17 protein-coding genes are annotated in these 19,740 nt (G+C 41.9%); 2 read left to right on the top strand and 15 right to left on the bottom strand.

All coding sequences use genetic code 11. From position 1 onward, the window contains the following. Nucleotides 1-641: 641 nt before the first annotated feature. The 6 genes from CSV61_RS04085 to CSV61_RS04055 form a co-directional block, all read right to left on the bottom strand. Nucleotides 642-830 carry a DUF4177 domain-containing protein gene (locus CSV61_RS04085; RefSeq protein ID WP_099638197.1) on the bottom strand — a complete coding sequence of 63 codons (189 nt, stop codon included), beginning with the start codon at nt 828-830 and terminating at the stop codon, nt 642-644. A 325-nt stretch (nt 831-1,155) separates the two neighbouring features. Beyond that, nucleotides 1,156-1,338, bottom strand: coding sequence for a hypothetical protein (locus CSV61_RS04080; RefSeq protein WP_099638196.1), 183 nt, complete (start codon nt 1,336-1,338; stop codon nt 1,156-1,158). Nucleotides 1,339-1,427: 89 nt separating this feature from the next. After that, a complete protein-coding gene (locus CSV61_RS04075; protein ID WP_099638195.1) occupies nt 1,428-1,625 on the bottom strand; it encodes a hypothetical protein in 198 nt (65 codons plus the stop codon). 679 nt (nt 1,626-2,304) lie between these two features. Beyond that, nucleotides 2,305-4,500, bottom strand: coding sequence for a 5'-nucleotidase C-terminal domain-containing protein (locus CSV61_RS04065; RefSeq protein ID WP_158233776.1), 2,196 nt, complete (start codon nt 4,498-4,500; stop codon nt 2,305-2,307). Between the two features lie 166 nt (nt 4,501-4,666). Further along, nucleotides 4,667-6,931 (bottom strand): DEAD/DEAH box helicase, encoded by a 2,265-nt coding sequence (locus CSV61_RS04060; protein WP_099638192.1) that lies wholly within the window; start codon nt 6,929-6,931, stop codon nt 4,667-4,669. Further along, nucleotides 6,924-7,301 (bottom strand): YppE family protein, encoded by a 378-nt coding sequence (locus CSV61_RS04055; RefSeq protein ID WP_083035617.1) that lies wholly within the window; start codon nt 7,299-7,301, stop codon nt 6,924-6,926. The genes CSV61_RS04060 and CSV61_RS04055 overlap by 8 nt, the downstream gene beginning before the upstream one ends. Before the next feature lie 201 nt (nt 7,302-7,502). Between CSV61_RS04055 and recU the strand changes: the two genes are divergently transcribed. Beyond that, complete coding sequence (gene recU / locus CSV61_RS04050) at nt 7,503-8,114, top strand: Holliday junction resolvase RecU (RefSeq protein ID WP_099638191.1); 612 nt, start codon at nt 7,503-7,505, stop codon at nt 8,112-8,114. Nucleotides 8,115-8,138: 24 nt separating this feature from the next. After that, on the top strand, nt 8,139-10,859 hold the full coding sequence (locus CSV61_RS04045; RefSeq protein ID WP_158233775.1) for a transglycosylase domain-containing protein: 2,721 nt from the start codon (nt 8,139-8,141) through the stop codon (nt 10,857-10,859). Nucleotides 10,860-10,907: 48 nt separating this feature from the next. Here the strand turns inward: CSV61_RS04045 and CSV61_RS04040 are convergent, their stop codons facing one another. The 9 genes from CSV61_RS04040 to panB all read right to left on the bottom strand — a co-directional run bounded on the left by CSV61_RS04040 (nt 10,908) and on the right by panB (nt 19,594). After that, entirely contained in the window at nt 10,908-11,243 is a 336-nt protein-coding gene (locus CSV61_RS04040) for a YpoC family protein (RefSeq protein WP_099638189.1), read from the bottom strand. Further along, complete coding sequence (nth, locus tag CSV61_RS04035; RefSeq protein ID WP_083035613.1) at nt 11,240-11,887, bottom strand: endonuclease III; 648 nt, start codon at nt 11,885-11,887, stop codon at nt 11,240-11,242. Before nth ends, CSV61_RS04040 begins: the two co-directional genes overlap by 4 nt. A gap of 8 nt (nt 11,888-11,895) precedes the next feature. Next, complete coding sequence (locus tag CSV61_RS04030; protein ID WP_083035612.1) at nt 11,896-12,603, bottom strand: DnaD domain-containing protein; 708 nt, start codon at nt 12,601-12,603, stop codon at nt 11,896-11,898. Nucleotides 12,604-12,647: 44 nt separating this feature from the next. After that, on the bottom strand, nt 12,648-13,841 hold the full coding sequence (locus CSV61_RS04025) for a pyridoxal phosphate-dependent aminotransferase (RefSeq protein ID WP_099638188.1): 1,194 nt from the start codon (nt 13,839-13,841) through the stop codon (nt 12,648-12,650). A 34-nt stretch (nt 13,842-13,875) separates the two neighbouring features. Continuing rightward, on the bottom strand, nt 13,876-14,355 hold the full coding sequence (locus CSV61_RS04020) for a hypothetical protein (protein WP_099638187.1): 480 nt from the start codon (nt 14,353-14,355) through the stop codon (nt 13,876-13,878). A gap of 42 nt (nt 14,356-14,397) precedes the next feature. Then, the gene (dinG, locus tag CSV61_RS04015; protein WP_099638186.1) at nt 14,398-17,199 is read right to left on the bottom strand and encodes an ATP-dependent DNA helicase DinG; all 2,802 of its coding nucleotides are present in this window, start codon (nt 17,197-17,199) and stop codon (nt 14,398-14,400) included. A 301-nt stretch (nt 17,200-17,500) separates the two neighbouring features. Continuing rightward, nucleotides 17,501-17,884, bottom strand: coding sequence for an aspartate 1-decarboxylase (gene panD / locus CSV61_RS04010; protein ID WP_083035608.1), 384 nt, complete (start codon nt 17,882-17,884; stop codon nt 17,501-17,503). Further along, on the bottom strand, nt 17,877-18,758 hold the full coding sequence (gene panC / locus CSV61_RS04005; protein WP_369824281.1) for a pantoate--beta-alanine ligase: 882 nt from the start codon (nt 18,756-18,758) through the stop codon (nt 17,877-17,879). Before panC ends, panD begins: the two co-directional genes overlap by 8 nt. Continuing rightward, nucleotides 18,755-19,594 (bottom strand): 3-methyl-2-oxobutanoate hydroxymethyltransferase, encoded by an 840-nt coding sequence (gene panB, locus CSV61_RS04000; RefSeq protein ID WP_099638185.1) that lies wholly within the window; start codon nt 19,592-19,594, stop codon nt 18,755-18,757. Before panB ends, panC begins: the two co-directional genes overlap by 4 nt. Between the last annotated feature and the right edge of the window lie 146 nt (nt 19,595-19,740).

Below are 19,740 nucleotides of genomic sequence, written 5' to 3'. Positions count from 1 at the left end.
ATAATGTAGAAAGGATACACCTACTAAAAAAATTTTTTTACTACAAGAGTGGGAACGTGTCAGCTTAATGGGTTCGATTGATCGGGTAAAACACATTCCATTATTCACTACAATACTGTGTGATTCGTGCTAGAATGGATGATTGAAAAAACAATAAGAAAATGCCCAGGCTTTGATGCCTGAGCATTTTCTTATTCTGTTACTGTCCTTTAGTTGGATAGCGGTGTAATGACGTTGATTTCTGTTCCTGGCTTATGCTATTCCTGCAGGAGTCACTGCCTTCCGCTCCAATCAACTTAGTGACCTCAAATAAAAATTGTATGACAATCGCGCCCATGTGCCATTTAGTATATTTAAGTGGATTTATTTCTTTGCGAATTAAATATGATACTGGCTATACCTACACCAGTAACAGGAAGTATTATTAATAAAGTGCTCAATATATGGGCTTGTATGTAATGATAGAAGAGCAGAAAACTTAAAAATGCTACTACAAAATAAATGGGTATAAACTTTTTTGACCACAAAACGGAGTTTTCCATTCTAATCATTCCTCCCTTTGGCCCTGATATGGCACAAAGGGCGCAAATATTTATGCTGCAAACGCTCGCTATTGCAGTATAGTATTTAAACGTAATTCATTACTTCACTTTACGCTTAAATATTAATTCAAAAAAGGAAGGCATTCCATATTGTTGTATGCCCGGTGCAAAAATTTGCACTAGCTCCCATCCTTCTTTTTCGTGTTCATAAACAATTAAATGATAGTCCTCTTTAGGGCTGCGTTTGAAAGAGGATAAATCAACCTTAACAAACTTATGTTCATACATAAAATAACCTCCCTATTATTTTTTCTTATTCATGAATTTGGCCCTTTAATAGCACAATCGCTATTACAGAATTGCGCCCGATAGCTAGATAGTGGTCTGAAACCGTTGATCTGCGCTGCAACCGGACGCTTTCTGGAGGGCGGGCGGTGAAACACCTAGCGAGCGCAGCGAGGAGTGTGGTTCACCGCCTGCCCATAGGACACGCGTGCGCCGGAACGCAAAGCAACAGCTTGCACAATGCGCACTTTGGCCCGTTTTCTTAACAGGCGCAAATCCCTGTTCAAGAATTTCACCCTGTTGATGGGGAAAGTGAAAAAATTACAATTCACTTCCGAAATTTACTTGGGTCTTCAACCCTTGTAGACACAACCTCTCCGCAATTCAGGCAGAAGGTCAATATTTTATTCGAACCTAGTGATAACTTTTTATCTAATGGCTTCACTGCCATAAAATCCGTGCCTTCACTAAATTCAGTTCCGTTACATTTCGGACATACCTGTTTATTCATTCGTAACATCTCCCTTATATGTAAAATACAACCGGGCTCATTAAACCAATCCAGAGGGCAACGCTTGTGCAGGAAACGCTCTCAATTCGTTAACCTGTGGAATCAATTTTCTTATTTCTAACGAATCCCCAAATTACTAAACTGATAAAAATTACGGATAGCGATGTGAATATAATTCCATATGCTATTTCTTGATTAGAATAACTTCTATAAGCATACAATGCCCACGTTATGGAGGTAAAAGTTATGGCTAAAAGTATGATTGGATTAATTTTAACTTTAGTCATTTTCACTCCCCCTAACTTATACCATTTAGTCTGATTGAAGAATACTTTGCCAAGAAATCGCACCCGTTATTTAATTGAATACCTAAAGCAAAATTCATTACTTTTATGCAGAATTCCTTTGTTTAATTAGTAAATCTGCAACTACAAATGACACTACCGGAACTAATGGCAACAAAATTATCCAATTTCTGAAACCAAAATAAAGTAAGGGCGCAATAAAAGCAATAACGCCAAAAAATATAGTTAATCTGGATTTTTTCTTTAGCCCGAGAAAAAGAAAAATAAGTGATATACAAATCATTACTCCCAAGAAAACATGTAACAAAACATCCACCCTTTTCGACTTTACATGGCGTAGTTCGTTGAACAAGCCATCCTCTTATAATCTACTTTATCATAAAATACTTTGTTCCCTCCAACATTTTCAATTATTTCAGAACTATTAAAAATTATTTCGATCGTCAATTAACAAGGACATATAAATTTATATGCCCTTGTTAATTCTTATGTCAATCGCGGTACCCATTCATCAATATGTAGCATCAAAGTGTTAATGCAACGTCAAAAAAGGACGCTAATTCCTATACGAATTGCGTCCTCATTGGCTATGCTTTTTCATGTTTTCTTCCCATGTCCCGAACCCATTCGGTTAACTTCTAACTCTTTCAGTGAATACACATTACGTATTCAAATCAATAATTCGACCTTCAATCTCAGGCTTGACTGTTCCAAGCTTGATCATGTGATCGCGCAAGTTCACCCAATCATCCAAACCAAGATCAGTCACTCGGCCATCTTCATAGGCTTCTCCAAGCACTTCAAAACCATCTCCGCCTCTTGCGGTAAAGGCATTTGTTGTGATCACGTATTCTTTATCCATGTCTACATCTTCGTATTCACCATTCACTTTTACTTGCATAGTCTGAATGCGTTTGCCCACTTCTTTACTGCTATCGAATGTCATTTTCATGCCTGACATATGCAAGAAGCCACCCTCTTCATTAGGTGAGTTCCGCACACTATGCTCAAGCGTGTTTTTAATTTCTGCACCTGTCAGTGTAACCAGAGATAATGTATTGCCGAATGGAAGTACTTCAATTACTTCTCCAACCGTAACTTGTCCTTTATTCAACTGGTTGCGAATTCCCCCACCGTTCTGCAGGGCAATCACGGTATTCGGATCGTATTCTTTTGCTTTTTCTAGCATTCCATCCGTTATTAAGTTACCGAGTGCGGTTTCATTCGCACGAACACTTTCTGTTGGATTCTCATCTCCACGACTTCTTGGATTTGGCAGATCTACTTCTAACGTTGCACCGATTTCTTTGCCAAACGTTTCATCAATTTTTCCGGAATATTTGAGAAGTGCTTCCGCTGCTTCTGTATCATTCTCTTTGTCCTGTAAGCTGATTAACTCGCCAGCATGTCCTGTAATGACACCTTGATCATCAAATTGTACGTCCAACGTTCCTAAATGAGTCAAATATTGATCAGCTTGAACTATGACTGTAGGATCTTTGCTATCTCCATTTGCATTTTTATCAACCAGTACTGGTTCTGACAGTTTCGTATGTGAATGCCCGCCCACGATAATATCGATACCTTCCACCGCTTGAGCAAGAAGTAAATCATTTCCTACAGATGGATCACTGTCAAAACCTAGATGGTTTACTGAAATAATTTTATTGACACCTTGGCTCTCAAAGTACGCTACGGCTTTTTCAGCTGATTCTTTATAATCCAAGAACTCTACGGCTCCCGGACTAGCGACGAATGCTGTGCTTTCAGTCGTCAATCCAAAAATTCCAACCTTTTCGCCGTTCACTTCTTTAATTAATCCTTTATGAATTTCTCCTAGTGCTGGCGTACTCGTAAATTCTGTTTTGCTTACTAGATTTTTGAGGTGAGGGTCCTTAGAGAAATCTATATTGGCACCGATTACAGGGAAATTAGCACCTTTCACAAAATTCGCTAGTGATTGGTGACCATTTTTACTATCGCCTAAATCAAATTCATGATTCCCAAATACCATGGCATCCAGACCCATCAAATTCATCAGTTCTAGATCAGCTTGTCCTTCAAACTCCGAGAAATATAAGGTTCCCGAGAACACATCTCCGCCATGGAGAAGCAAGGCATCCGGCTTGTCATGTCGAACTTCTTTAATAGCGGTTATAGCTTTCGGCATTTCCGCAACGCGAGCATGCGTATCATTCATATGCATCAATGATAATGTAAAATCGCTTGCTTTTAGCTGATTGGCCCGATGAATGAATGACGAGAATGCGCCCCGTGTAACGGGCTCATTTGGCCTGAAATCATTTAGTTGATCCGTCAATCCAAGATTGGCAAGGATTTGTACACCTCTTCTATGTGACTCGCCTACATTCGATAAATTGATTGTTACTTTCTCACCTGTATCGTATTTCTCAAGATCCAAAGCATTCACTAGTACGTTCGCCATTTGTTGACGTGTAAGAGCGGCTGTTGGTTTGAAATTCCCATTTGCATCCCCTTTGAATACATTCGCATTTGCTAGAGTGGCCATTTCTTTTGCGTAGAAACTGTCACCAGAAATATCTTTAAACTTCTTTAATACATCCGCCACATTCGTTGGTTCTTCAAAGTCCCCTAACTTTGCCAAAATTAACGCTGCGTGACGACGCTCGATTGAATGCCCAGGCTTGAACAGATTTTCCGAGTAGCCACGAATGATTTGTTGATCCGTTAACGCTTTTATGGCTTCATAATGGGTGTTGTCTTTTGATACATCGGTATACCATTGCTCTGCCGCACTGACAGAGCCTCCCGCCAATACAATCGCGCTAGCAACAGCAAATGTTGCACCAAACCTATGCACTTTTCTTTTATTCATCTTTTTACCCCCCACTGTAATAGTCTGATAATTGTACATATTCATACTACCAGAATATACACCTATTTTGATAGAGTTCCAGTATTTTTTTGGAAGTTTCTGATGCACTTAGCTACTATTTATTTCCACAAAAAAACGAGTCGAAGTGATTCGCTTCGACTCGTGATTATTTTGCTAACTCTGCTAGCAAGCTATGCGCTCGATGTTTGTTGTTTGTCTGCCCTGCTTCTTGCGCTCCAATACAAACGGGACAGCCGTATTCACAACGACATTCCGCCACATGATCGGCTGCCAGCATCAACAAATCTCTCCAGCGGCTGTAAATATTCTCACTCAACCCAATCCCACCTGGATAACTATCATAAATAAAGAATGTCGGCCGCTCCATATGAATGGCTTTCACTTGTGGTACGACATGGATATCACTGCGATCGCATTTGATGAATAGCGGTACCAACGATTGAATCGCATACGCCGAAGCACTCATCGCGTCAGTCAAATCGGATTTCTCCCAGCCTTCAGGCACATCGAACGTTAACCACGTCCCCGATGTATGCATTTCTTCGGCAGGTAACGAAATCGGACCGGATCCAATATTGTCATGCGTATCAAATTTAATTTTCTTAAAAATTGTCGGTATGGCGAGTACCGCTAAGTCTCCATAAGCTAGCGTCCGCTCTCCATCTTCCATTCGCTTATCTTCATTGATGACTTTCAATTCCACTGCGAGATTTGCATCGGTGAAATAATCGACATCGACGACGGTCACGTACGCTTTCTTTTCTTCCCAATCCAGTTCTTCTACTTGATATTGCGTTCCTTGATGTAAATAGATCGCCTCTTCATGCAACAACGTCATCGCACTGAAGCGGTCCATCTCGCCAATGACACGCGTTTCTTTCGGAAATGATTGGTCAATGATGATGACATTTTCTTGAGAAGCGGAACGTAAGCTGATTTCTCCAGCCGGAAAACGATCGGTCATCCAATGCCATTTATCCGATGTTTGTAACAAAACACCTTCACTTTGCAAAAACGCCAATAGTTCCTGTACTTCAAATTCACCATACGTCTCAGTAGAGCTAAATGGTAGTTCGAATGAAGCACATTTTAAATGATCCATTAAAATCAACATATTATCGGGATGAATATGAATTTCTTCTGGCTGCCGTCCGAGCAAGTATTGCGGGTGTTGAATAATATATTGATCAAGCGGCATCGATTGTGCTACATAAATGATAAGGGCGTCTTCCTGGCGTCTACCCGCCCGACCTGCTTGTTGCAATGCACTCGCAATATTTCCCGGGTAACCTGTCATGATACACGCTTGCAATTGCCCGATATCAATACCCAGTTCCAAAGCGTTCGTACTGACGACAGTACGAATATCTCCATTTTTCAATCCACTCTCGATCGTTCTACGTTCTGATGGTAAATAGCCGCCACGATAGCCCATAACAGTTTTATCGAATAATTTTTTCTTTGTTAGTTCTTTCATATACGTCACGAGCATTTCCACGCGCACTCGACTTCTCGCAAAAATGATCGTCTGAATATGCTTTTGATATAAAAATGCACCCAAATCTCGGACTTCAAGCACTGCACTTCTTCGTATACCAAACACATCATGGACGATAGGCGGATTATAAAAAACAAAATGTTTCTTGCCGCGTGGTGCTCCGTTTTGGTCAATCAACACCATATCTTTATTCGTCAGATTATCTGCCAATTCCTTCGCATTTGAGATCGTTGCAGACGTACAAATAAAAATGGGGTCACTTCCGTAAAATCGACAAATACGTTGTAATCGTCTTAACACATGCGCCACGTGACTGCCAAACACACCTTTATACGTATGGAGTTCATCGACCACGATATATTTCAAGTTCTCAAACAATGAAATCCATTTCGTATGGTGAGGTAATATGGCAGAGTGAAGCATATCCGGATTCGTTAATATAATATGGCCCGATTTTCTCACTTTGGTCCGCAAACCAGGCGCCGTATCTCCGTCATAGGTGTGACTTAAAATCGTTTCGCCACTCGCTTCAATCAAATCATGCAAATCTGCTAGCTGATCTTGAGCCAATGCTTTCGTCGGAAATAAATACAGTGCACGCGAAGATGGATCATCTAAAATCGATTGCAATACCGGCAAATGGTAGCATAATGATTTCCCTGAAGCTGTCGGAGTGATCGCCGTAATCGAGTGACCTTCACGCACTTTGTCAAATGCTTGTCGCTGGTGACTGTATAATTGCGAGATCCCCTTCGTTGCCAGTGCTTTACGAATCGACGCATGCAATACAGGAGGAAACGCCGCCATGACGGCCTCTTGCTCTTTAAGCGTTTCGATATAAGCGATATTCGGGCCAAAGCGTGAGTCCGCGAATAGTTCTTGGATGGTATCGGCTATACTTCGTTTATTCATTCACATCGTCCTCTTCTCGGTCTGCGTTCATTGCGTCCAAAACCGTTTGCAAAGTATAGCGTGCTGCGCGGATCGATAGAATAAAACGCTTCTTTCCAGTCTTTTTGTAGAAAGACTGTACGACGAATTGAGTCATGGAATCTTTTAAAGAATCTACTTGCACTTCATGCACATAGCGTGGCTTTTCCTTTTGTATCCACACCTTCATCTCTTCGGCCCACTGCGCAATCGCCTGATGGCTCACGTCGGCATACGGCTTCACTTCTTCAAAGAAATCCGGTTCATGATCTGTCTCTCTCATATGATAAAATCGCTGTTCACATTCATCACAAATCGTCAGCAATAACTTTGTGTCTTCTATCTTGCTCATGTATATAAAACTCCTTTAGTATTCATTGTAATAAAACACCCTATCCTTCATTTTATCAGATATTCAACTACAGCTCCACTTTCTACGAACAAACATTCCAAGCCGTCACCAATTTGACTACTTTCAATGCATGGGAAACTTTCTTTTTGGTAACTCGTCTAATAGTCGGTATGATATGATGTAGAGTACGAGGTGGTCACATTGGCGATACGTTATCCAAACGGAAAAAAGTTCAATCCTTCCGTGTCTTCTACGAAAAAGAAAACCTATGACTACTCCTTCAGTAATCGGGGTAAATCATTAGAAGACGAACTCAACGACACAAATGAATACTATTTGGCACATGGTCTTGCCGTCATCCATAAAAAGCCGGTTCCCATACAAATCGTCAATGTCCGCTATCCTGCAAGAAGTGCTGCAGTGATTACCGAAGCGTATTTCCGTACACCTTCGACAACAGACTATAATGGGGTGTGGAATGGATATTATGTGGATTTTGAAGCAAAGGAAACGAAAAATAAAACTTCATTGCCACTGCAAAATATTCATTTGCATCAAGTGCAGCATATGAAGCAAGTAATCGACCAATCCGGACTTGCTTTTTTTATTGTCAATTTCACAGTATTGGACCGATATTTCTTACTGCCTTTCGAGGAATTTTATCCTTTATGGAAGCGCATGGAAGATGGTGGAAGGAAGTCCATTACGTTATCTGAAATAGAAGAACGATCAATCGAAATCAATACCGGTTTTCACCCTCGGCTAGATTATATACAAGCCGTGGCGGATTGGATCAAGCACAAGACAGATTAATGAAAGCGAAAGGCAGGAAATATGATGAGTGATAACATAAACTCGAGAACGGAAAGAAGAAAGAGACAAGTGACGGAGCAACCAAAGCGTCCTCAGAAAAAGCTTCCTAACGAACTATGGAAGAAGATTCTTCTAGGTATCGTAGCCCTATTCCTTTTAGTGCTAGTTGGCGGAGCTTCCTTATTTGCTTATTATGCAAGTACAGCACCTGACTTAGATGAAGAGTTGTTGAAAGATCCCCTCACCTCTAACTTCCTAACAAAAGACGGCGATATATTCATGAAGTTCGGTGCAGAGAAACGGGAATTCGTGCCGTATGAGGAAATTCCAGAACAAATGAAAGATGCGATACTAGCTACGGAAGACATTCGTTTCTTCAAACATGGTGGAATCGATTTTTATCGTCTTGGCGGCGCCGTCATTGCCAACTTCCGTAGCGGATTTGGGTCACAAGGTGCTTCGACATTAACACAGCAAGTCATCAAAAATTCCTTCTTGGAAAATGAAAAAACATTGAAACGGAAAGCACAAGAAGCTTGGCTTGCGCACAAATTAGAAAAAGAATATACAAAAGAAGAAATTTTCGAGATGTACTTCAATAAAGTTCTTATGTCCGGTACACGCTACGGGATCGGCACAGGTGCAAATTTCTTCTTCGGTAAAAAAGTAGACGAACTGAATTTACCTGAAATGGCCATGCTAGCAGGTATGCCACAGTCTCCAAACGGCTATAATCCGTTTAAACATCCAGAACGTGCAGAAAAGCGCCGGAATATTGTTCTCACACTGATGGAACGTCATGGCAAAATCTCTACCGCTGAAATGAATGAAGCAAAAAAAGTTCCCGTCACTTCTACTCTATTGGCTGAAGAAGATCGTGAAGTGTTCGGCAAATATCCTGCGTACGTAGATGCGGTATTGGACGAAATCGAAGAAGCTGGTTTCACCGATCTTCTATCTGAAGGAGTTACCGTACAAACTGCTTTGGATCCAAAAGTGCAAGAAACAGTAGAAGCCGCAATCAATGATCCAAGCTATTATGAATCGGATGAAATGGAAGCCGGCATGACAGTGCTCGATACTAAAACTAGTGCAATCGTCGCTATTGGCGGCGGACGGAATTTTTCGGGGCGAAATTTGAATTTTGCTGAAGTCAAACGTGCACCAGGTTCTAGTATTAAGCCCATATTATCGTATGGCCCAGCAATTGAAGAACTAGACTGGTCCACAGGTCAAAAGGTAGTAGATGAACCTTACAGCTATACAGATTCAGGTAAATCCATCGGTAACGCAGATGGTGATTTCCTTGGAACATTAACTATGCGGCAGGCACTGTATTGGTCCAGAAACATACCTGCAGTGAAGACCTTTGAAGAGGTAGGACCGAAGAAAGCTGAAGCCTTTGCTAAGAAACTTGGGTTTACGTATGATGCGATAAATTCAAATAATGCACTTGGCGGCGGGGAAGAATTCTCGACAGTGCAGATGGCGGGTGCTTATGCCGCTTTCGGTAATGGTGGTATTTACACCAAACCCCATGCTGTGAAAAAGCTAATTTTGCGTGACGGCAAAACGGAAAAGAATTTACGTCCGGACCCTGTAACCGCAATGAAAGATTCCACCGCTTACATGATTACAGATGTATTGCGTGATGTACTTACTGAGTATAAAGCAACGGGAAGACGAGCAAACATTGAAAATATGGACATTGCAGGTAAAACAGGCACAACGAATTACCCTGCGAGCATTATGAAAGAGCATAATATGAAAGACCATTATGTTCCGGATACATGGTTCACAGGTTATACAACAGAGTATACAATCTCTACATGGGGTGGATATGCGAAATATACCACACCGATCACAACCTATGAACAAGGACGCTATGTACCACAAAATCTTTTCAGAGATGTCATGAGTAGCATCGCAAAAGACCCAGGTACATTCGTTCAACCAGACTCCGTCGAAGAAGCGGCAATTGTCAAAGGTAGCGACCCTATCATGCTTGCCAGTTCATTCACGAACAGGAATAACGTCAGTAATGAATTATTTGTCAGAGGTACTTTACCCAAAAAAGCATCGATTCCTGAGAAAATTTCCATTCCAAGTCCGGATGGATTGACTGCACATTTCGATGCGAATTCCAATGCGGTTCAATTACAATGGAATTATGATGTGCCAGATAAATACAGCAGTCTCGGAAGCCCTACATTCAACGTCAGTGTCTCTGTTGACGGTGGTGGCGCACAAAACATCACGACGACTTCCGATAAACAAACGACATACTCTGGCGTGGAATACGGTAAGAATTACACATTCCATGTAAGTGCCAACATGGGTGGCTATACAAGTGGTTCGGCTACCACTTCCCTTTTGATCAAAGGTGCGGATGAACCGGTCATTGAAGATGAACCGATCGTGGATCCTGATGAAAATCCGGATGATCACAACCATCACGATGATGAACCGTCAGATACTGACTCAGATGACGACAATGATTCCGATCATGAAGAACCAGGTCAATCGGATCAAGATGGTTCGGACAATCAAGATGGCAATAACTCCACTAATGGCCAGAACAACCAAGATCAGAATTCGAATCAAGGGCAAGGGCAAGGGCAAGGGCAAGGCCAGTCTAACCAAGGTCAAGGAAATCAGGGGAACCAAGGTAATCAAGGAAATCCAGGACAAGGACAAAACTCTAATGATGGCGGCGATACGTCATCTGATTCCTCTACCAATTAAAAAAGAGCGATTTTACACGCAAACTACGTGTAGAATCGCTCTTTTTATTTAGTGTTGAACGCGTAAGCGCGCTGCTTTCTTTTTCATTTCATCATATAGCATGGTCAATTGAATGACAGCATAATGACTGCTTTTTTGACGTTTGATGAATTCGATTCGTTCCTCGTAATTATTTGGTGCAAGTACGTGATGCAGTTTACCTGTGTGAGGATTTTCCACTCGCTCACTTTGCTCGATTAACGATTCGAGCTGCTGAATGGCTGGCTGTATTACATCCAATTTACGCGAATCTTTTACAGCGTATGCTTTTTCCACTTCAGGCTTTTGCTGTTCCCATATATCGAGTACTTGCTGTACGTTTTCCTTTAATTGTTCGTAGGTCATTTCGCTTTCATCCTTTTTTGGCCTTCGCGGCATAAATCCAGTAACGGACATTCGGGACAGTTCGGATTTTGCGCTTTGCAATGATAGCGACCGAAGAAAATCACTTGATGATGAGTCTGTGTCCACTTTTCCATTGGCGTCCAACGCATGATTTTTTCTTCTACATCAATCGGACGATCTTTCCAGCGATTCATACCTAGTCTTTTTGCTACACGTTCGACATGTGTATCGACAGCTAATGCCGGCACGCCGAACGCATTCGACACGACGACATTGGCTGTTTTCCTACCCACGCCTGGCAATGTCATCATGACATCTCGATTAGGAGGTACTTCTCCACCAAATTCTTCAATCAGGCGGAGGCTAAGCGCTTGGATGTTTTTGGATTTATTACGGAACAAACCGATTGAACGTATGTCTTGCTGTAATTCCTCAATAGGTACGGCCAAATAATCTTCCGGTGTCTTATACTTCTTAAACAGTTCTGCAGTCACCCGGTTGACTAATACGTCCGTACATTGTGCGGACAATAATGTCGCAATCAGTAATTCAAAGGCATTCTTATGCACGAGTTCACAATGCGCTTCAGGAAACATCTCATCGAACGTTTGCAGGCATGTTTGCCACTGTGTTTTTGTCAGCATAGTTTCACCTACTCCCGTTCTTCGAGCCAATTATAGAAAGGCACATCCTTAATCGCTGCATTCAACTGCGGTGTGGTCGCTACCGTTGTTGGTCGAAACGCTTTAGTTTGTTTTTCTACATCGCGCATCGTTTTAACGTTTTTCTTTTTCCATTCAAATAGAATTCGGTCTATATAGCGCAAACTCATTTTCTGTGCTAATACGGCTTCTCTTAATGCCGCGCGAATGATTTCCGTTGAATGACCATCTTTATCAATCCACATACCGATAGTTTCAAATTCCATAGGGGACAAGAAACGGCCGAATTCTTGCTCGAACAACGAGAAGATTTCTCCCTCTTCTTGCTTGACTACTTCTTCTTCGGTTTCCATCGACTGTTTTTCGACTTCATCGATCAATCGACTCCATAACGGATAAAAAGAGAATTGCTCATGCAATACTTTATTTTCGTCGGTACTTTGCTCAATAGAAAATAATCCTTTTTGCATCATACGTTGTAGACAATTCGTTACCTCTTTCTCTTGCAGTTGCATGCGATTCGCGATATCGGTAGGGGTCGGGAAATAGTTCCCCGCTTCCTGAAATGCGATTAAATGCAATAATACCATGGCGTCACTATCTGAAATCAGCAGTTGTTTATAATGTTGAAAAAAGAGCTGAGAAATAGACACATTTCCCTGCTCCATCCAAATTTTCAGCCGCTCATCTTGTTGCATAGTTGAAACTTCCTCTCATCAGCAACTTGTCGGTTGCTTCTGTTTTACGCTTTCCAATGATCTCTTACAAACTGATCAATACGTGCAATTCCTTCTTCCAACTGATCGATCGAAGTGGCATAAGAAAGACGGATCGTAGTATCAGAACCAAATCCAGTGCCTGGAATGACAGCTACTTTAGCTTCTGTCAGTAATGCTTGCGCGAAATCATCTACGTTTGCGTAGCCCGTTTTCTTAACTGCTTCTTGTACGTCTGGCAATAAATAGAATGCGCCTTGTGGCTTTAATACATCAAAACCTGGGATAGCAGCAAGTTTAGGGTACGCCTGATTCAAACGGGATTCAAAGTCTTTTCGCATGACTTCTACAGTGTCTTGAGGTCCGTTATATGCTTCAATTGCTGCATATTGCGAAGTCGTCGTTGGATTGGATGTAGAATGGCTTGCAAGATTCGTCATCGCGCTTACTACTTCTTCGTCGCCTGCGATATATCCTATTCTCCAGCCCGTCATAGAATGGGATTTCGATACACCATTAATAATGAATGTACGATCTTTTGCATCGTCTGATAGCTGTGCAATCGATACATGTTCTTTACCATCATAAACAAGCTTCTCATAAATTTCATCTGAAATGATCCATACATCTTTTTCACGGCAAACTTCCGCAATCGCTGTGAGTTCTTCTTTCGAATAGATCATACCCGTTGGATTACCCGGTGAGTTAATGATGACCGCTTTTGTCTGATCCGTAATGGCATCTTTAATTTGCTTGGCTGATACTTTGAACTGCTCTGCAGCTGTTCCTTCAACGAAGACAGGTGTACCTTCTGCGAGCTTCACTTGTTCAGGATAACTCACCCAGAATGGCGAGGGGATAATGACTTCGTCGCCTTTATTCAGCAGCACTTGGAAAAGTGTATAGAGCACATGCTTCGCTCCAATTCCCACTAACACTTCCTTGCGCGTATAATCCAATCCTTGGTCTCTTTTCAATTTGTCAATTACGGCATCCTTGAGTTGCGGAAGACCACCGGCCGGAGTATATTTCGTCTTGCCATCCTTCATTGATTGATACGCTGCTTCTAAGATGTTTTGAGGCGTATTATAATCCGGTTCGCCAGCTCCGAGTCCGATCACATCGATGCCGGCAACCTTCATTTCTTTCGCCTTCGCTGTAATCGCTAATGTTGTAGATGGTGATAAAGTATTTACTCTGGACGCTAATTGCTTTTTCAAATTGACCGCTCCCTTTTAGTCCTAATCCATTTTTCTATAGTTTTGAAATTCGCTTTAACCATTTTCCATCTACAAAATTCAGATACGCGTAGTGTAAGAAATCCTCGTCATCCAGATAACTCACTTCCCAAAACGGAGTGTCATTTTCCATGCCTAATGCGGCATTGAGGATCTTTTTTACGTTTTCCTCTTTTTTTACGATGTCCTTGGCTTTTTGCTTTGTAATACCATCTTTAATTGAAATAGCTTTCAGAATCTTCGTCGTTTCTTCTTCCACGAAGATGATTTTTTCAAGATCATTTTTATCTGTGCCATAGACGGTAATCCATGACGTTTTCCCATGATAATGATCCATTTTTTCTACTTTTTCTAGAACATTATTTGCTAATACGGCTTCTTTCACTACTTTTTCAGATGCAGCAAACGGCTTCCCCGCTTGATAGAAAACGATAAAAGTAATTGTGAACCCGAGCGCAAGTAAAAATAGGAATAGAAACTTAATCCAATTGAGCAAAAGTGCCACTTCCTATCGAATGAACCGCTAATTGTTTTCGATTCATTTTCTGACCTGCTTTCTATTCGTACATCCATCATTATAACAATTTTCGATCTCCTTAACTAGACCTTCTAACGATACTTTTTTCACCGATGATTTAGGTAAAGCTTGTAAAAAGGATGTACCGTAGGATTTCGTATCAATACGTCGATCCAATATGATGAAGAATCCCTGTTCATCTGATGAACGAATCAATCTACCGAATCCCTGTCTGAAACGCAATATAGCTTCCGGTAAAGCAAGATCGATGAATGCATTTTTACGTTCCGCCACTAGAGCTTCTGAACGAGCTTTAAATAGAGGTTCCTCAGGTGATGTAAACGGTAAACGAACGACCACTACCGCGGATAATTGTTCACTGGGCACATCCACACCTTCCCAGAAGCTTGTCGTGCCGAATAAAACGGCTTTCTTTTGCTGTTTGAACGTCTTCAGCAACTTATGACGGCTTCCTGAGCTGACGCCTTGTGCGATCAACATATAATCTTCTTGTAATGATTCACTGTCGATTACGGCTTGATGCGTCTTCTTCAACATATCATGAGACAAGAACAACGCAAACACGCGTCCTTCAATCGCAACGGCTGTTTGGATTAACGCATCTGCGACCGCTTCGATGTACTCTTCATTTGAAACTTGCTGAATATCTGGCATATCTTCCACAATCATCGTATGAGCACCTTCATAGAAGTTCGCTGGGGCATCAAAAGTGTATAGCGGCACGCTGGAGGGCAATCCTGCTTGGTCTAGTACAAAGCGGTCCTGTTGCCCTGCAGTTAACGTACCGGACGTCCAGACGACGCCTGCTTCCCCTACAAATGTATCCATAAAATCGCGAATTACTTCTGAACCGTTGATCGGACTTTTCTTGATTTGTAAACTGCCAGGCAAACTTCGGCTGTCTTTCTCCATCCAAATGGTCGTACTGGATTTTGGCTGCTCCAAAAATAATTCAATCCACTCACCAGCTTTGATCTTCATTTCATTGACCCAATACAACCATTCATTGAGCGCTGCTTGCTCATGCAGTGTCAATTCATTCGGCAAATTTTGAATCGGCATCGCATAGTTTTCGGTTACACCGATATATTCATTCATTTTACGCAACACTTTATCGAAAATTTCATTCGACCGAAGACGTTTGGACAATGGCTTCACCGTTCTTGTCGACTGTTTATTATCATAGTTTGAATTGGAGTTCATCAGCACCAACATCGACTCATCAAATGCAAGCATGAATTCATTGAATGAATGCTGAAGCCGTTCAGTTGAAAGTTCATGATTGAAACGAAATCGCTTTAAGATATCTTGAATATCAAACAATAGTTGGCAGCTGCTTAAGCCGTTCAATTGACTCATCACATATTTCCATTTCGTATAAGAAAACACTTGTTGGTGCGTCCGAATTGCCGCTTGATTCATTTGATGGGCTTCATCGATCACCAACCCACTGATTGAATGAAACAACGGATCATAACGTTGCTGGTCGTTCACCAACATTGAATGATTCGTCAATAGCACCATCGACTGCTGACAGTTATTTAATGTATGCGTATAAAAGTCCGCCACGCGTTCGTCTTTCTTCACGCGCATCGAACGCTTCCGGATGCGATCGATAAACAACTGACCGCCACCTGATACATTGACCTCATCTAAATCACCAGTAGTCGTTTCGGTTAACCAAACCAATAACTGCATGATCGTGATCGAATCATCATACACCTCATCATTAAAATGCAATAGTTCCTCAAATTTCCCGAATGAAATATAATTCGCCATGCCTTTAACGACAGTCGTTGGGATCGTCATTTGCAAAGCCTTTTCAAGCTTCTGGACTTCCTCCGCAAGTGTGTCGACCAAGTGGTTCGTATACGTACTAATGACAACAGGCTGCTTCGTTTCATATGCGCGGATTAAAGCAGGCACTAAATAACCGATCGTCTTGCCAGCGCCAGTTGGAATCTCCACAGCGATTTGCTTCTTTTCAACAAAAGCTTGCCACGTCAAATCCATTAACTGGGCTTGACCTTCTCTAACGTGATAAGACGGATGAATTTTCTGCATGACTTGATCTTTCGCCAGATCATCGGCAGGAAATTCTATCGGCTTCGGCCAGGATGTAGTAGTGGGCTTTGATTTCAAATACGGGATTCCACGAAATAATGCATAGTCGCTAGACGTTTCCTTGCCACGTACATGCTTCAACGCTTCATAAAATAATGTGGATACATCCGATTTCATGGCGAATGAACGCTCATGCATACGATTCAACGTCTCTTTAGGTAAGGTTTTAATTTTTTCAATAGCCTGCAACAAAAACAATGCAGTCGCTTCTGCATCATCATCCGCCCGGTGAGCTTGCTTTAACGAAATATTTAAAGACTCGGCAATATCTTGCAATCGATAGCCAGGCAAAGTAGGATACATAATCTTCGCTAATTCTACGGTATCAATAGTCTTGCCATGCCATTTTGACACACCACAGCGAACCAATTCTTTTTGTAGAAAGGATACGTCAAAGTCTGTATTGTGCGCGACAAAAATACATCCCGCAAGCAAATCTGCCACTTCTTCCGCAATCTTTTCAAAAGGAGCAGCATCCTTCACGTCTTCATCACCAATCGATGTCAGTTGGTGAATAAAAGGCGGAATCGGGCGCTGCGGATGCACGTAACGCATATATGTATCTATTATTTTATGATTTTCAATAAAAACAATCGCAATTTGAATGATCCGATCTCCATTTGAAGGCGAATGACCAGTCGTTTCCAAATCGACAACTGCATATTTGCTTGTAGACATACCATCATCAACTTCCTATTTGGTTTCTAAAGCAAATTGTATCACACTTACCACAACGACTCACGTCTTGCATGTGGTCAAATCATATACCTTTTGAACGAACAAATAATAAAAGTAATTTAAGGAGTAGTTCCGCGTGGAAGCTCTAGCTAGAGACCGTTTCCCAAAGGCACAGCTCACGATTGCTCCCCCTTGAAAGCGTCCATTTGGAACGAAGATCAACAAAGCTACCTCACTGCGCTTATTTTTTCTACAACTGAACCCCCATTCGAATAATTCTCAAATGGGGGTTCAGTACTCTTTAGAATATAGCGACGCCTGGTTTTTCCGTGATTACTTCCTTCACACGATTCTGCTCATCCATAATCAACACAGTCGGCTGATGCGTACGCGCCTCTTCATCCGATACATACGCATAAGAAAGAATGATAACAATGTCACCCGGCTGCACAAGACGTGCTGCAGCTCCGTTGACACAAATTACTCCACTGCCTGGCTCTCCTTCGATAATATACGTTTCGAAGCGCGCACCGTTATTATTATTAACGATCTGCACTTTCTCATTCGGTAACATCCCCGCAGCCTCTAACAGCGCTCCGTCGATTGTAATGCTCCCTACGTAATTCAGATTGGCTTCCGTTACAGTGGCGCGGTGTAATTTTCCATTCATCATCATTCTAAACATTTTTCTCATCCTTTATAGTTGACATAATAATATTATCTATCAATCTTGCGTGAGTAAACTGGACTGCGGCTGCTAAGATTACTTCATCCGTATCGTCGATCTTTTCTTCCAGAGACGGATACGCAAGTACTTCGACGTAATCAATTGTACCGGATGTTTCTTCTTCAATCACTTTGCGCACAATCTTCGCTACTTCTTGAAGTGGCACGCCTTCATAATAACTGCGTTTCCCTTGAGATAGTGCACGATAGATGGCACTTGCTTCATTTCGTTCGTGTTCAAGTAATCGCACATTACGTGAACTTTTCGCAAGCCCGTCTTCTTCACGCACAGTAGGTACACGTGCGATCGATGTGCGAAGATTGAAATCTTCTACAAACGTTTCAATAATCGCTAGTTGTTGCGCATCTTTCATGCCAAAATACGATTCATCTGGATCGACGATATTGAATAATTTCAACAGAACTTTCAATACCCCGTCGAAATGTCCTGGTCTTGAAGCACCACATAGACGCGACGCTTGTTCTCCAGGTAGAATACTGATGCCGCTTTTACGAGGATACATTTCATCAACAGATGGAATAAATAAATAGTCGACTCCTGCTGCGGAAGCCAATTCTGCGTCACGTTGTTCATCGCGTGGATAGGCTTCGTAATCTTCTCCAGGCCCGAACTGCGCAGGGTTGACGAAAATACTCATGACGACCATATCATGGTCTCTTCTAGCTTCTTTGACTAATTCCATATGACCTTCATGAAGGAAACCCATTGTCGGTACGAAACCTACAGTGCGCCCTTCACGTTTTCTTGTGTTTAGGATACTTTGTAATTCCGCGATCGATCGAACTATTTGCATGGTGTCACTAGTACTCATAGCGTCTTGCCTCCATACAATGCTTCAAGTTCTTCTTCCTTCATCGTAAATCGATGGCTTTCAGAAGGAAACGATCCATCCTTAACTGCCAAATTATAAAGTCTCATCGCACCTTCGATATCTTTACCAACTTCCGCATAACTTTCGACGAATTTTGGTAATTTATGATTGCCATAGCGCACCATATCATGGAATACGAGTACTTGGCCATCTGCTTCAGCACCCGCACCGATTCCAATGATAGGAATAGATACTGCCTCCGCAACTTCTTTTGCCAATTGGAAAGGAATGCATTCCAGTACAATCATAAACGCACCCGCTGCTTCACAAGCTTTAGCATCATCGATCAACTGTTTAGCTGCAGCAGCCGTTTTCCCTTGAACTTTGTATCCACCACTCACTCCAGCAGACTGCGGAAGCAATCCTAAGTGTGCACATACTGGCATGCCAGCTGTCGTCATCATCTTGATTTTATCGATAACCGCGCCACTGCCTTCGACTTTCAGTGCATTCGCAGAAGTTTCTTGGAATAAACGTAAAGCATTCTGTAAAGTGGTATCAGCCGATCCATGATACGTACCAAATGGCATGTCAACGATTACGAATGTATCTTTTGCACCTCGTCGAACCGCTTTACCATGGTGACTCATTTCATCGAGCGTTACATGTGCTGTCGAATCATAGCCTAGCACGACCATACCAAGGGAATCCCCAACAAGAAGTACATCAATACCTGCTTGTTCTGCAATTTGCGCTGTCGGATAATCATATGCGGTCAACATACTGATTTTTTCACCATTTGCTTTCATTTTCGAAAAATCTGTTGTAGATTTCATTGTTCATCTTCTCCTTTACGTCTGATTTCAGCAGGCGTTTGGTAGGCAAAAAAACCAAAAATAAAACCCTACTGATCCAAATTTGGACAGAAGGGTTGCGTAAGCGTTTCATCATGCTTCCTCCGTCCCTGTCTAAATAGATCAAG

It is taken from the genome of Sporosarcina sp. P3 (assembly GCF_002743415.1).
Taxonomy (GTDB): domain Bacteria; phylum Bacillota; class Bacilli; order Bacillales_A; family Planococcaceae; genus Sporosarcina; species Sporosarcina ureae_A.
This window is presented reverse-complemented; position numbering and strand designations above follow the sequence as displayed.